Source organism: Pseudoalteromonas sp. GutCa3 (assembly GCF_002836155.1).
In the GTDB taxonomy this organism is placed as follows: domain Bacteria; phylum Pseudomonadota; class Gammaproteobacteria; order Enterobacterales; family Alteromonadaceae; genus Pseudoalteromonas; species Pseudoalteromonas arctica.
Genome location: NZ_PJBK01000101.1, coordinates 37,487 through 51,048 on the forward strand (window position 1 = coordinate 37,487; position 13,562 = coordinate 51,048).

At 40.1% G+C, this 13,562-nt stretch carries 12 protein-coding genes; 6 read left to right on the forward strand and 6 right to left on the reverse strand.

From position 1 onward, the window contains the following. Window position 1 precedes the first annotated feature (1 nt). Genes CXF64_RS18190 through trmB form a run of 4 tightly spaced genes read left to right on the forward strand, consistent with a single transcriptional unit; the run spans window position 2 to window position 2,990 of the window. Window positions 2-622 (forward strand): flavin prenyltransferase UbiX, encoded by a 621-nt coding sequence (locus tag CXF64_RS18190; RefSeq protein ID WP_007584746.1) that lies wholly within the window; start codon window positions 2-4, stop codon window positions 620-622. Further along, window positions 622-1,551 carry an ABC transporter ATP-binding protein gene (locus tag CXF64_RS18195; RefSeq protein ID WP_007584747.1) on the forward strand — a complete coding sequence of 310 codons (930 nt, stop codon included), beginning with the start codon at window positions 622-624 and terminating at the stop codon, window positions 1,549-1,551. Before CXF64_RS18190 ends, CXF64_RS18195 begins: the two co-directional genes overlap by 1 nt. Beyond that, entirely contained in the window at window positions 1,552-2,319 is a 768-nt protein-coding gene (locus CXF64_RS18200; protein WP_007584748.1) for an ABC transporter permease, read from the forward strand. Next, window positions 2,319-2,990 (forward strand): tRNA (guanine(46)-N(7))-methyltransferase TrmB, encoded by a 672-nt coding sequence (gene trmB / locus CXF64_RS18205; protein WP_101217708.1) that lies wholly within the window; start codon window positions 2,319-2,321, stop codon window positions 2,988-2,990. The genes CXF64_RS18200 and trmB overlap by 1 nt, the downstream gene beginning before the upstream one ends. 6 nt (window positions 2,991-2,996) lie before the next feature. Here the strand turns inward: trmB and CXF64_RS18210 are convergent, their stop codons facing one another. Next, window positions 2,997-4,880: a bifunctional diguanylate cyclase/phosphodiesterase gene (locus CXF64_RS18210; protein ID WP_101217709.1), complete on the reverse strand. Its 1,884-nt coding sequence runs from the start codon at window positions 4,878-4,880 to the stop codon at window positions 2,997-2,999. A 264-nt stretch (window positions 4,881-5,144) separates the two neighbouring features. Between CXF64_RS18210 and panP the strand changes: the two genes are divergently transcribed. After that, a complete protein-coding gene (gene panP, locus CXF64_RS18215) occupies window positions 5,145-6,770 on the forward strand; it encodes a pyridoxal-dependent aspartate 1-decarboxylase PanP (protein WP_024594075.1) in 1,626 nt (541 codons plus the stop codon). A 53-nt stretch (window positions 6,771-6,823) separates the two neighbouring features. Here the strand turns inward: panP and serA are convergent, their stop codons facing one another. From serA to metK, 5 genes are all read right to left on the reverse strand, one after another. Further along, window positions 6,824-8,053, reverse strand: coding sequence for a phosphoglycerate dehydrogenase (gene serA, locus CXF64_RS18220; protein ID WP_024594074.1), 1,230 nt, complete (start codon window positions 8,051-8,053; stop codon window positions 6,824-6,826). Window positions 8,054-8,062: 9 nt separating this feature from the next. Continuing rightward, entirely contained in the window at window positions 8,063-8,716 is a 654-nt protein-coding gene (gene rpiA / locus CXF64_RS18225) for a ribose-5-phosphate isomerase RpiA (RefSeq protein WP_101217710.1), read from the reverse strand. 53 nt (window positions 8,717-8,769) lie between these two features. Continuing rightward, on the reverse strand, window positions 8,770-9,366 hold the full coding sequence (locus CXF64_RS18230; protein WP_010554418.1) for a 5-formyltetrahydrofolate cyclo-ligase: 597 nt from the start codon (window positions 9,364-9,366) through the stop codon (window positions 8,770-8,772). Between the two features lie 18 nt (window positions 9,367-9,384). After that, window positions 9,385-9,933 carry a hypothetical protein gene (locus CXF64_RS18235; protein WP_101217711.1) on the reverse strand — a complete coding sequence of 183 codons (549 nt, stop codon included), beginning with the start codon at window positions 9,931-9,933 and terminating at the stop codon, window positions 9,385-9,387. A 175-nt stretch (window positions 9,934-10,108) separates the two neighbouring features. Then, window positions 10,109-11,260 (reverse strand): methionine adenosyltransferase, encoded by a 1,152-nt coding sequence (metK, locus tag CXF64_RS18240; protein ID WP_101217712.1) that lies wholly within the window; start codon window positions 11,258-11,260, stop codon window positions 10,109-10,111. Between the two features lie 304 nt (window positions 11,261-11,564). Here metK and tkt point away from each other — a divergent pair, with 304 nt between their 5' ends. Further along, window positions 11,565-13,556, forward strand: a complete 1,992-nt coding sequence (gene tkt / locus CXF64_RS18245) for a transketolase (protein ID WP_101217713.1) — start codon at window positions 11,565-11,567, stop codon at window positions 13,554-13,556. The last annotated feature ends 6 nt before the right edge of the window (window positions 13,557-13,562 follow it).

Below are 13,562 nucleotides of genomic sequence, written 5' to 3' on the forward strand. Positions count from 1 at the left end.
TGTGCAATTTAAAGATAGAATTACGCTCGCTTTTAGCGGTGCATCAGGTGCGCCTTATGGTTTAAGGTTACTTGAAGTATTGCTTGAGCAGCAATTTCAAGTTTACGTACTTATCTCAAGTGCAGCGCGAGTGGTGCTTGATACAGAATCAAATATTAAGCTCTCTGGTAATGAAGACAAAGCCACTGAGCAGTTAAGTACGCTGTTTAATGCTAAATCTGGGCAGTTAAAAGTATACGGTAAAGATAACTGGTTTAGCCCTGTGGCTTCGGGCTCTGCGGCGCCTAAAAAAATGGTGGTATGCCCGTGTAGTGCTGGGTCGGTTTCTGCAATTGCAGTAGGGGCGTCAGATAACTTATTAGAGCGCGCCGCTGATGTGGTAATTAAAGAACGCGGACAGTTAATTTTAGTGCCGCGCGAAACACCGTTTAACGAAATTCATTTAGAAAACATGCTTAAGTTATCTCGTTTAGGTGTGACCATAATGCCAGCAGCGCCTGGCTTTTATCATAAGCCACAAAGTATTGAAGACTTAGTTGATTTTATGGTGGCGAGAATTTTAGATCATTTAAATATTGAACATAACCTAACAAAACGTTGGGGTTATGGTGAGGGTAAGTAATGAATAAGCAAAATATTGCTTTAAATATAGAAGGCCTTACCAAGGTTTATAAAAATGGTGTTGAGGCTATTAAAGGCGTTGATTTACAAGTTAAAGAGGGCGACTTTTTCGCTTTACTTGGTCCAAACGGAGCAGGAAAATCAACCACTATTGGTGTTATTTCGTCACTTGTTAATAAAACAAAAGGCAAGGTAGAAGTATTCGGTTGTAATATTGATACTGATTTAGAAGCTGCAAAAGCGCATTTAGGCTTAGTGCCGCAAGAGTTTAACTTTAGTCAGTTTGAAACACTTAGCCAAATACTTGTTAACCAAGCCGGTTATTATGGTGTGCCACGTGGCGAAGCCCATAAACGTGCTGATAAGTACTTAGCGCAGCTTGGCTTACTTGAGAAAAAAGACAAACAAGCACGTACGCTTTCAGGCGGTATGAAACGCCGATTAATGATTGCGCGTGCCCTTATGCACGAACCTAAGTTGCTTATACTTGATGAGCCAACAGCGGGGGTAGATATAGAACTTCGTCGTTCAATGTGGGATTTTTTACGCCAAATAAATGAGCAAGGCGTTACTATTATTTTAACTACCCATTACCTTGAAGAAGCAGAGTTACTGTGTAAAAACATCGCCATAATCGATAATGGCCGAATTGTTGAAAACACGACCATTAAAGCACTGCTTGCAAAGCTTGATAAAGAAACCTTTATTTTAGATTTAAAAATGCCAGCAAACCCTGTAACGCTTGAAGGTTATAAATTTACCATGACGGACGATCACACTGTTGAAGTAGAAGTCGCTAAATCTCAAGGATTAAATGCGGTTTTTAGTGCATTAACAACTCAAGGTAATACTGTATTGAGTATGCGAAATAAAGCAAACAGATTAGAAGAGTTATTTGTTGGATTACTAGAGCAAGGGCGGGGCGAATAAATGTTTAAATATGGCGTAGCCTTAAAGAGTTTGTGGATCAAAGAGTGCATTCGTTTTTTACGTATTTGGGTGCAAACTTTAGTACCGCCAGCAATTACGATGAGCTTATATTTTGTTATTTTTGGTAACTTAATTGGTTCACGCATTGGCGACATGGGCGGCTTTAGTTATATGGAGTTTATTGTACCTGGCCTTATAATGATGTCGGTCATTACTAATTCCTATTCCAACGTAGCCTCTAGTTTTTACTCAACAAAGTTTCAAAAAAGCATTGAAGAGCTTTTAGTTGCACCTGTACCTAACTACATCATTGTTCTAGGTTATATGGGGGGCGGTATGACGCGCGGTATTATGGTGGGCTTTATAGTTACCTGTGTATCGTTATTATTTGTTGATATTCAAATTCATAATATTTTTGTAATTATGGCGACGGTTATTTTAACCTCAGCTGTGTTTGCTTTAGGTGGCTTAATTAATGCGATTTACGCAAACAGCTTTGACGATATAAGCATTATCCCCACCTTCATACTAACGCCATTAACTTACTTAGGCGGTGTATTTTATTCAATTACGTTGCTGCCTGAATTTTGGCAGAATGTATCACAAATCAACCCTATAATTTATATGGTTAACGCATTTCGTTATGGCTTTTTAGGTGTGTCGGATGTTGATTTGAGCGTGGCTCTTGGGGTTATTTTAGTATTTATAACAGCGTTATTTACATTAGCGCTTACATTGATCAAAAAAGGTGTGGGGCTAAGACACTAATGAGTGATGCAAATTCACGTAGTATTGTATCTAATCAAGCGGGTATTCACGAAAAGCTTGATGAAATAGTAAATAAGCACTTAGATGCTGAATTTAAAAAGCCAATTGCAGCGCATACCCAAGCCGCATTTGAGGAGGTTAATGCTAAAGTACAAGCCTTTAGTGGCCCGCTTATTTTAGACTCGTGTTGTGGCGTAGGTGAAAGCTCAGCTAACTTAGCTAAGCGCCACCCAGATGCACTTATAATTGGTATTGATAAATCGTCGCACCGATTAGATAAGCACGATGTTGAATATAAGCAAACCGACAGTGGTCAGTACATCTTAGTGCAAGCAGACTTAAATGACTTTTGGCGTTTAGCGGTTGCTGCTAATTGGCAACCTACGCACCATTATTTGTTGTATCCAAACCCGTGGCCTAAATCTAAGCATATTCGTAGACGCTGGCATGGCGCGGCTATTTTTCCATTTATCGTTAAGTTAGGTGGAAAATTAGAAGTGCGCAGCAATTGGGATATTTACGTTAAGGAGTTTGCTCGGGCGCTCGAATTAACAGGCAACCCTTGCGATGTAACGCTTTATGAGTCAGACGATGCAATTACGCCTTTTGAGCGTAAATACTGGGCCAGTGGCCAGCAAAGCCACCGACTCGTTATTAACTTACCTCGCTAAAGTAAGTTAAAGTGCTAATTCTTCTTCTATAACCGTACTAACATGTGACACTGGGTGGGCAAAGTAGTTGCCTTGCATTAGTGTCACATTCGCCTTTTTAAGTGCGGTTACTATGGTTGCATTTTCTACCGACTCTGCCATTAATTGCAAACCAAGTTGATTAGCAAAACTGGCTATATGTTCAATAAATAAATAGATATCTTTGTCATTCACTATTTGCTTTATTAGTGCGCCATCTAGCTTAATACCATCTACTTCCAGCTTAAGTACGTTTGATATATTTGAATAACCACTACCAAAGTCATCAATAATAACCTTAACGCCTTTCGTTTTAACCATTCCAATAAATGCTTTCACCTCAGAAAAGTTGGCAATAGCTTGGGTTTCTAAAAGCTCTAGTGTGATATTACCAGGATGCGGGTAGCGCTTAAGTTCGTCCGCAATAAACTCACTTAAATTAGGGTCGAGCATATCTTGTGCTGTTATATTTAAACTCCAGCAAATATCGGTTTTTCTAAAGCGACTAACACATTGTGAAAATATAGTACGGGTAAGTATTCCGTCCATTCTTGAGCGAGTAACAACATTTAAAAATGCATCAGGTTTCAACACTTCCCCTTGCGCCGTTACCATTCGAGCTAAACATTCGTATTGAACGACCTTGTTGATATTTGTATCAATAATGGGTTGAAAGTAAGGCACTATACGGTTGTTATCAAACGCTTCACGCACTTCTTTAGCCATTTCAACATTGTATTGATATTGCGTTTTTACATCGTGTAGCGCTTTTGAGTAGTTAACTACGCTATGCCTGCCTTGTTTGGCTTGCAGCGCCGCTATATGAGCGTTTTCAAGTAGTAGCGATTTATTGCCACTGGCAATACCTGCACATAGGGTTATGTAAATAAAAGGGTCAGTTAACACTGGGGTATTAAAGTTATACGTTTTTACGAGATCGGTAAATTCGTCATTGCTCATTTCTTTAGGCGCGAGTAATACTATTTTGTTGGTTGCTAGTCTGTATATATGGCAATGCGCAGAGCTTCTGAGTTTAAAGTGAATAAGTAAGTTTTTCATTACTTTGTCACCCACTTCAGTGCCGTAGAAACTGTTTATATCTTCTATTTCATTAACCCAAATAACGGCTAACTGCATGTGATGAGCATTACTTTTTTTAATAAAGTACTCAAGAGCAATATGATTTGAAAAACCAGTACTTGAGTCAGTTGCTAAAGAGCGCTTTAGTAAATAAATATATATGGCGGCAACTAGTATCGCGATAAAAAAGAAGAAGCTCGCCATGGCAGCTGCTTTTGATACGCTTTCTTTAAGTTTCTCGTTTAAATTGTAAATAGTTATATCGGCACCCGTTAAATAGGTATTGCCGTTAATAGGGTCAACGTAAGGAATAAAAATAGTTTTAAAGTGGCCCCACTGATCGCTCGATATTTCAAATACAGGCTCGGTTGAGTAAAAAGCACTTATATTTGCATCGGTAGCTTCAGGGTAGAGATCTAAAAATTGAGTTACTTTGCCATTATTCTGATCGTCTTGCGTGTAGCTTGATGAGCTAAAAAGAACCTTTCCGTCTTTTAAAATCATTGAATACACATAAGCAATATCAAGTGCTTGAGCAAACTCAGAGAGCTGTTTACTCTTATTTTGATAGTAAGAAAAACTTATGTTGTCGCCTTGATTAACCGCACTTAAGTAATTTTCACCTAGAATATGTTTAACGCTGGTGGCGGCATTAAGTAAGCGATTATCAACCGACTGCATTATTTCAGCACGCGTGGTTTGGTAAGTGTAGTAAACATAGGTAAGCAAGCTTATTAAAAATAAGCTAAAGCCTGCCACTATCCAACTAACTTTGACTCTTCCTTCTGGCATATGTGTCCCTTTTTTGTTATCAAATTTATTATACCCAAAATAAGTAAATGCCCAATAAATAATTAGGTTTGGTAGAGTTTTAATTAAATTATCATTTTTTTGTCATCGCTTTGATTGCTTTTATAGGTTTAAACGAGACATTTTAGTTATATTGCAGTAAAGTTAGCGCAATTTTTAAAGAAACACGATTGCTCTAAATGTCCTAATAAGTAGGCGTTTTTGATGGGTAAGCGCGTGTTTTAGCTACACACACTAGGTATTGAGATGGATCAAAAGCGTTGTGCCGTCGCCTCTAAAGAAAGCCTTAAGCGTATATTTACTGTACCTGAAGCGCCAGACTCAACTTTAAGCAAAATCGAGCTTGAAATTTCGAGTAATTTAGCAGGTTTTCTAAACGAAAATATAGCGGCAATTGAAAAACCATTACATGAAATCGAGAAAGATTTTCAGTCGGCAGTGATCCCAGAGGATCCAACGTTTGTATCTGCTTATGCCCAAGACATAATGGAGCAACTTGTTGCGCATTCTGTGCATACAGCTGCGCCTAGCTTTATTGGTCACATGACCTCTGCCTTGCCGCATTTTTTATTACCTCTGTCAAAATTGATGGTAGGGCTAAATCAAAATCTAGTAAAAATAGAAACGTCTAAAGCGTTTACGCCTCTTGAACGTCAAGTGCTTGGAATGATGCATCATTTAGCTTATGGGCAAGAAGATTCATTTTATTCTAAATGGATGCACAGTGCTAAAACCTCATTAGGTGCATTTTGCTCTGGTGGAACGGTTGCTAATATTACTGCGCTTTGGATTGCGCGAAACCGCTTATTAAAACCCGATGGCGATTTTAGAGGTATCGGCGCACAAGGCCTAATTGCCGGTATGCTGCATTACGGCTATAAAGGTTTAGCAGTATTAATATCAGAACGCGGACATTACTCGTTAGGTAAATCGGTTGATTTACTCGGTATTGGCCGCGATAACTTAATTGGTATTAAAACCTGCGAAAATAATAAAGTTGATGTAGGAGCTATGCGCGAAAAAGCACGTGAGCTTGAATCGCAAGGCATTAAAGTAATGGCGATTATTGGGGTAGCGGGTACAACCGAAACCGGTAATATTGATCCACTTGATGAAATGGCCGACTTAGCACAAGACATTAACTGCCATTTTCATGTAGATGCTGCATGGGGAGGAGCAACCCTTTTATCGAACACGCATCGCCCTTTACTAAAAGGGATTGAGCGAGCAGATTCAATTACCATCGATGCACATAAACAAATGTATGTACCAATGGGAGCGGGCTTAGTTTTATTTAAAGATCCCGCTGCAACTGATGCAATAGAGCATCACGCTGAGTACATATTACGTAAAGGTTCAAAAGACTTAGGTAGCCACACGCTTGAAGGCAGCCGACCTGGTATGGCAATGTTAGTACATGCTTGCTTACGTGTTATTGGTCGTAAAGGTTATGAAATGCTGATTGATCGAAGCATCAAAAAAGCACATTACTTTGCTGATTTAATTAAAGCTGATGAAGACTTTGAGCTTATTTCAGAACCTGAATTGTGCTTATTAACGTATCGTTATGTACCTAAGCAAATTAAACAAGCAATAGCCGATGCAGATGCTGCAACTCGGTTAGATATTTTTGCCTCTCTGAATCGTTTTACTGCCAGTATGCAAAAACGTCAGCGAGAGTCTGGTCGCTCATTTGTATCACGTACTCGTTTAACGCCTTCTAAATACGACAATCAACCTACAGTTGTATTTAGAGTGGTACTTGCAAACCCGCTTACATCAGGCGCTATTTTAAAAGAGATATTGGCTGAGCAAAAAGAGTTGGCTGCAACAGATCCGGTATTCAAAAAATACTTAAGAAAGTATATGTAATCTAAATACAAAAAAGGGTCCATAAGGACCCTTCTTAATATCAAAAGTACTTATTAATGCAAAATACGTGCTCTAATTGTACCCTCAACAGCGCTTAGTTCTTTAAGTGCTACTTCAGATTGATCTGTATCTACATCAATAACTACATAACCAATAGATGCGTCTGTTTGTAGGTATTGCGCAGCAATGTTAATACCGTGCTGTGCAAACGCTTGGTTAATTTGCGTTAGTACACCAGGGCGGTTGTGGTGCACGTGTAATAAACGGCTACGATTAGCAAGCTCAGGCAGCGATACTTCAGGGAAGTTAACGGCAGTAATAGTTGAGCCATTATCTGAATATTTAGCCAATTTACCCGCTACTTCAATACCAATGTTTTCTTGTGCTTCTTGTGTAGAACCACCAATGTGCGGCGTTAAAATAACATTGTCGAATTGGCGCAGTGGCGATACAAATTCTTCATCGTTAGATTTTGGCTCAGTAGGGAACACATCGATTGCTGCACCACTTAGTTTTTTCTCTGTTAGTGCTTCTGCAAGTGCATCAATATCAACAACAGTTCCGCGTGAAGCATTGATCAAAATAGATCCCTGCTTCATAACAGCAAGTTCTGCACTACCAATAAGATTTTTAGTTTGCGGTGTTTCTGGTACGTGTAAACTAATAATATCAGAGCGTTGTAATAGCTGAGTTAGGTTGTGAACTTGCTTTGCATTACCCAGTGATAACTTATCTTCGATATCGTAATATTCAACGTTCATACCGATATTTTCAGCCATAATACCTAGCTGAGTACCAATGTGACCATAGCCAATAATACCTAATGTTTTACCACGTGCTTCAAACGAACCATTTGCTGTTTTTAACCAGCCACCACGATGAGCCGCTGCATTACGCTCTGGAATACCGCGTAATAAAAGTAGGATTTCACCAAGTACAAGTTCAGCAACTGAACGAGTATTAGAAAATGGTGCGTTAAATACAGCAATACCGCGTTCGCGTGCTGCATCTAAATCAACTTGGTTTGTACCAATACAAAAACACCCAACAGCAACTAGCTTGTCAGCTGAGTCTAATACGGCTTGGTTAATATGAGTACGAGAACGAAGTCCTACAAAGTGAACATCTTTAATGCGCTCTTTTAATTCGTCCTCAGGTAAGGATGTTTTAACGTAGTCGATATTGCTGTAACCGTTACGTTTTAGCGTTTCAACAGCGCTTTGGTGAACACCTTCAAGCAAGAGAATTTTAATTTTGTCTTTTGCTAACGATACCTTACTCATAACCTCATCCTATTTAATTTGTGGCCCATTTTTAGTACCGATAATCACTTTATCAGCACCACGCATTGCAAATAGGCCGTTGGTAACTACGCCAACAATTGAATTTATTTGTGCTTCAAGTTGTTTAGCATTGGTAATTTTTAAGTTAAATACATCTAATATAACGTTACCGTTATCGGTAACTACGCCTTGGCGATAAACAGGGTCACCACCAAGCTTTAATAATTCTCGTGCAACGTAGCTGCGAGCCATTGGAATAACTTCTACCGGAAGCGGGAAGTCGCCTAATGTTTTTACTAATTTGGTGTCATCTACAATGCACACAAATTGTTTAGCTACAGCGGCTACTATTTTTTCGCGAGTGAGGGCTGCACCGCCACCTTTAATCATTTCGTTTTGATCGTTTATTTCGTCAGCGCCGTCAACGTATACATCTAAAGCAGCAACGTTATTAAGCTCAAATACTTCAATACCTAACGCTTGTAGGCGCTCGGTTGAGGCTTCTGAGCTTGATACAGCGCCTACAATAGTGTCCTTTACTGAACCAAGGGCATCAATAAAGTGATTAACAGTAGAGCCTGTACCCACACCTACAATAGTGTTTTCTTTTACAAACTCGAGTGCTGCCCAAGCAGCTGCTTTTTTTAATTCATCTTGTGTCATTGCTTTGTGCTCATGTATGTCAGAAATATGCGGTTAGTAATCAAATTTAATTGTTACCAACAGTATGTTTTATCTGGGGTGATAATGGTTTTAAGTGGTACATCCCACGACTCGATTGGTAGAGCCTCAACTTTTTGGCATTCATGTGCAAGGCCAATTAGTTGTGGTTTTTGCCAATTTTGTTCGTGTAAACGTGCCAATGTCCGGTCGTAAAACCCACCTCCCATTCCTAGGCGATTACCTTGTTTATCAAATGCAACTAATGGCATAAGGAGGTAATCAAGCACTGGTAATGGGCATATTTGAGAGCAGTTCAGCTTAGGCTCCAAGATACCATAGCGATTTGCTCTCATGGGTGAGTTTTTCTCATAGCGCTGAAATAGTAAATTAGCGCCATTGAATGGGTGTATTATAGGTAGGTAAACGGTATGGTTTAAACTCCATAATTCTTTAATTAACAATGAAGTGTCTAGTTCCCCATCGTTACTCAAGTAAATGGCAATATGCTTTGAATTCGTTGTTTTTTCGCTTTTTAAATGTTGAATAAAATTCATTTTTAGCGATTGCGCAGCAATTATTTGCTGATTATTTGACAAGTTTTTACGGGTGTTACGAATTTTCGCTCTTATTTTTGCGCGTTTATTGCTCATTAAATTAATTAACCATTCTTAAAAAGAGAATAAATCGGGAAAAATTAAAAAAACAGCCAGTACGACTAGCAAAATGGTGGCAGTTGCAATCAATGAATATAAAAGTAAGTTACTGCGTTTTTTAGGAGGCGCTAAATCATCATCTAGCATTAGATCGTCACCTTGCCATTCGTCAATACTTTCGTCTGGTGCTTTTAATTGAGCTTCAGGAAGGCGTTGCTCTAACTCGTCTAGCTTTTCTTCAAGGCGAATTAAGCTGCTAGTGATGTAATCGAGTGCATCAAAAATACGTTCGTCACGTTGGTTGTTATTTGCAGCTGCGGGGGAGCTATTTTGAATTGCATTTGAAACAGCTTGCAGCTTACTTTTAATACCTAAGCTTGCTAGTAACTTAGCCTGTTTTAACGCTTTGTCTTTATCGCTTGGTGCAAACAGTGGCTTACCTTTAAAAAAAAGAGCTACTTTTTCATCTGACGTTTTTAATTTTGCAGCTAAATTTGTACATGCTGTTTTTATGTCAACGTTATCGGCAAGTCCTGCAAATATAACGCGAAAGTTATCGGCCATTTAACTGTCCCTAAAGCTTTTATAATGAAATGAGTATATACCTAAAGTACAAAAGAATTCGAGGTCGATTTAATAGTTATTTTGTAGACGCGCTACAAACAATATAGCGAATAAGTTTTAGATGCAAAAACGGCCCTTAAAAGGGCCGTTTTTAATTTACTACAACAATTTTGGCTTAAAGGCCAGCAGCTGCGCGAAGTGCGTCTGCTTTATCTGTACGTTCCCAAGGGAATTCGTCACGACCAAAGTGGCCGTAAGCCGCTGTAGGAAGGTAGATAGGGCGCTCTAAATCAAGCATTTGAATTAAGCCGTAAGGACGTAAGTCAAAGTGTTCACGAATAAGCTCGATTAAACGGCTTTCTTCTAGCTTGCTTGTACCAAACGTTTCAACGCTAATAGAAGTAGGCTCTGCAACACCAATTGCGTAAGAAACTTGTAGCTCACACTTGTCAGCAAGACCAGCAGCAACAATGTTTTTAGCAACGTAACGTGCAGCGTATGCTGCTGAACGGTCAACTTTTGATGGATCTTTACCAGAGAAAGCACCACCACCGTGACGAGCCATACCACCGTATGTATCTACAATAATTTTACGACCAGTTAAACCACAGTCACCCATTGGTCCGCCAATTACAAAGCGACCTGTTGGGTTAATGAAAAACTTAGTTGCACTTGTAATAAGTTCTGCAGGAAGTACCGGCGTGATGATTGTTTCCATCACAGCTTCTACTAAATCTTTTTGCGAAATGTCTTCGCTGTGCTGAGTAGAAAGTACAACAGCATCAATACCTACTGGCTTACCGTTTTCGTATGCAAAAGTAACTTGAGATTTTGCATCTGGACGTAACCAGTTAAGCTCGCCGCTTTTGCGTACTTGCGCTTGGCGCTGTACTAAACGGTGTGAGTAAGTAATTGGAGCAGGCATTAGTACTTCTGTTTCGTTACATGCGTAACCAAACATTAAGCCTTGGTCGCCAGCGCCTTGCTCTTCTGGGCTAGTACGGTCAACACCTTGGTTAATGTCTGGAGACTGTTTACCGATAGTGTTTAAAATTGCACATGAATCGGCATCAAAGCCCATGTCTGAATTTGTGTAGCCAATGTCACGAATTGTTTTACGTGTAATTTCTTCGATATCAACCCATGCGCTAGTAGTGATTTCACCACCAACCATAACCATACCGGTTTTTACGTAAGTTTCGCATGCAACACGGGCATGAGAGTCTTGCTCTAGGATAGCATCAAGTACCGCATCAGAGATTTGATCGGCGATTTTATCCGGATGACCTTCAGAAACTGATTCAGAAGTAAATAAATGTTTTGCCATTGTAATTCTGCTCACAAATATTGCGCTTCACAAACGTCGGTATTAGCGCTAAAAAATTAAGGGGCGTATTTTATCGAAAACAAAACACCTTGCATAGTGTTTTTACGCCTAGACGTCTAAATAAAATTACTAATAACTTTTTGGTCTTAAAAAATATTCATAATGCCTCACTTTTATAGGGTTTTTAATTGCACACAGCCCCCACAATAAGTAAGAATGGTCGGTATAAACGAACCCAAGTTACTTGGGTGCATAAACAAACACATAAATACCCGCGCAAATACACATAAAGGTAGGAGAATTCATGCCATCTCGCAAAGAACTTGCAAATGCTATTCGCGTCTTGTCAATGGACGCAGTACAAAAGGCCAAATCTGGTCACCCTGGAGCCCCTATGGGCATGGCTGATATCGCAGAAGTATTATGGCGCGATTATCTAAAACATAACCCAACGAATCCAGAGTGGGCTGACCGTGACAGATTTATTCTTTCAAACGGCCACGGTTCAATGCTTATCTATTCTCTATTGCACCTAAGTGGTTACGACTTACCACTGGACGAAATTAAAAACTTCCGTCAAATGCATTCTAAAACACCAGGTCACCCTGAATATGGCTATGCACCAGGAATCGAAACTACTACGGGTCCATTAGGTCAAGGGATCACAAATGCCGTAGGTATGGCAATTGCTGAAAAAGCACTTGCTGCACAGTTTAACCGTGAAGGTCACGATATTGTTGATCACTTTACCTATGCATTTATGGGCGATGGCTGCCTTATGGAAGGTATTTCTCATGAAGCAGGTTCACTTGCAGGCACATTAGGTCTGGGTAAACTTGTTGCATTTTGGGATGACAACGGCATTTCAATCGATGGCGAAGTAGAAGGTTGGTTTACAGATGATACACCAGCTCGCTTTAAAGCATACGGTTGGCATGTAATTAGTGGTGTTGATGGCCACGACAGCGATGCTGTAAGTGCTGCAATTGCAGAGGCAAAAAGCGTTACCGATAAACCTTCACTAATTTGTTGTAAAACAATTATTGGTTACGGCTCACCTAATAAATCTGGTAGCCACGATTGTCACGGTGCTCCACTAGGTGATGACGAAATTAAAGCATCTCGCGAATTTCTAGGTTGGACTGGCGATGCGTTCGAAATTCCTGATGATATTTACGCACAGTGGGATGGCAAAGAAAAAGGCAAGCAGCTTGAATCAAGCTGGGACGAAAAATTTGCAGCATACGCAAAAGCATACCCAGAGCTTGCAACTGAATACAAACGTCGTATTAATAACGAACTGCCTGGCGATTGGGCTGCAAAATCACAAGCGTACATTGAGCAATTACAAGCAAACCCTGCAAACCCAGCGTCTCGTAAAGCATCGCAAAATGCATTAAACGCATTTGGTCCGTTATTACCAGAATTTATGGGTGGTTCAGCCGATTTAGCAGGCTCAAACTTAACAATTTGGGATGGCTCTAAAGGTTTAACACGCGATGATGCAAGCGGTAACTACATTTACTACGGTGTACGTGAGTTTGGTATGTCGGCAATTATGAATGGTATTGCCCTTCATAAAGGCTTTATTCCTTACGGTGCTACGTTCTTAATGTTTGTTGAATATGCAAAAAATGCTGTACGTATGGCTGCATTAATGAAGCAACCAAGCATTTTTGTATACACGCACGATTCAATCGGCTTAGGTGAAGATGGCCCAACTCACCAACCAGTAGAGCAAATTGCAAGCATGCGTTTAACGCCTAACTTATACAACTGGCGTCCATGTGACCAAGTTGAGTCGGCAATTGCATGGCAACAAGCTATTGAGCGTAAAGACGGCCCTACATCGCTTATCTTTACTCGCCAAGGTCTTGAGCAACAAGCACGTGACGCACAGCAATTAGCAGACGTTAAAAAGGGTGGTTACATCCTTAGCTGTGACGGCAATCCAGAGATTATCTTTATTGCGACGGGCTCTGAAGTGCAACTAGCACAAGATTCAGCAACTGAGCTACGCAGCCAAGGTAAAAAGGTACGTGTTGTATCTATGCCATGTACTGATGCCTTTGAAGATCAAAGCGCAGCATACAAAGAAAGCGTATTACCGGCATCTGTTTCACGCCGCGTAGCAGTAGAAGCAGGTATTGCTGACTACTGGTACAAGTACGTAGGCCTAAACGGCGCAGTAGTAGGTATGACTACCTTTGGTGAGTCAGCACCTGCAGGCGAGCTGTTTGAGCACTTTGGTTTTACAGTGGCAAACATTGTAAGCAAAGCAAACGAGCTTTTTTAATCGCTT

What these genes read in the sequence shown, in the direction of transcription:
- CXF64_RS18195 (WP_007584747.1), top strand. Translation starts at nt 622, where the DNA reads ATGAATAAGCAAAATATTGCTTTAAATATAGAAGGCCTTACCAAGGTT.
- CXF64_RS18200 (WP_007584748.1), top strand. Translation starts at nt 1,552, where the DNA reads ATGTTTAAATATGGCGTAGCCTTAAAGAGTTTGTGGATCAAAGAGTGC.
- trmB (WP_101217708.1), top strand. Translation starts at nt 2,319, where the DNA reads ATGAGTGATGCAAATTCACGTAGTATTGTATCTAATCAAGCGGGTATT.
- CXF64_RS18210 (WP_101217709.1), bottom strand. Translation starts at nt 4,880, where the DNA reads ATGCCAGAAGGAAGAGTCAAAGTTAGTTGGATAGTGGCAGGCTTTAGC.
- panP (WP_024594075.1), top strand. Translation starts at nt 5,145, where the DNA reads ATGGATCAAAAGCGTTGTGCCGTCGCCTCTAAAGAAAGCCTTAAGCGT.
- serA (WP_024594074.1), bottom strand. Translation starts at nt 8,053, where the DNA reads ATGAGTAAGGTATCGTTAGCAAAAGACAAAATTAAAATTCTCTTGCTT.
- rpiA (WP_101217710.1), bottom strand. Translation starts at nt 8,716, where the DNA reads ATGACACAAGATGAATTAAAAAAAGCAGCTGCTTGGGCAGCACTCGAG.
- CXF64_RS18230 (WP_010554418.1), bottom strand. Translation starts at nt 9,366, where the DNA reads ATGAGCAATAAACGCGCAAAAATAAGAGCGAAAATTCGTAACACCCGT.
- CXF64_RS18235 (WP_101217711.1), bottom strand. Translation starts at nt 9,933, where the DNA reads ATGGCCGATAACTTTCGCGTTATATTTGCAGGACTTGCCGATAACGTT.
- metK (WP_101217712.1), bottom strand. Translation starts at nt 11,260, where the DNA reads ATGGCAAAACATTTATTTACTTCTGAATCAGTTTCTGAAGGTCATCCG.
- tkt (WP_101217713.1), top strand. Translation starts at nt 11,565, where the DNA reads ATGCCATCTCGCAAAGAACTTGCAAATGCTATTCGCGTCTTGTCAATG.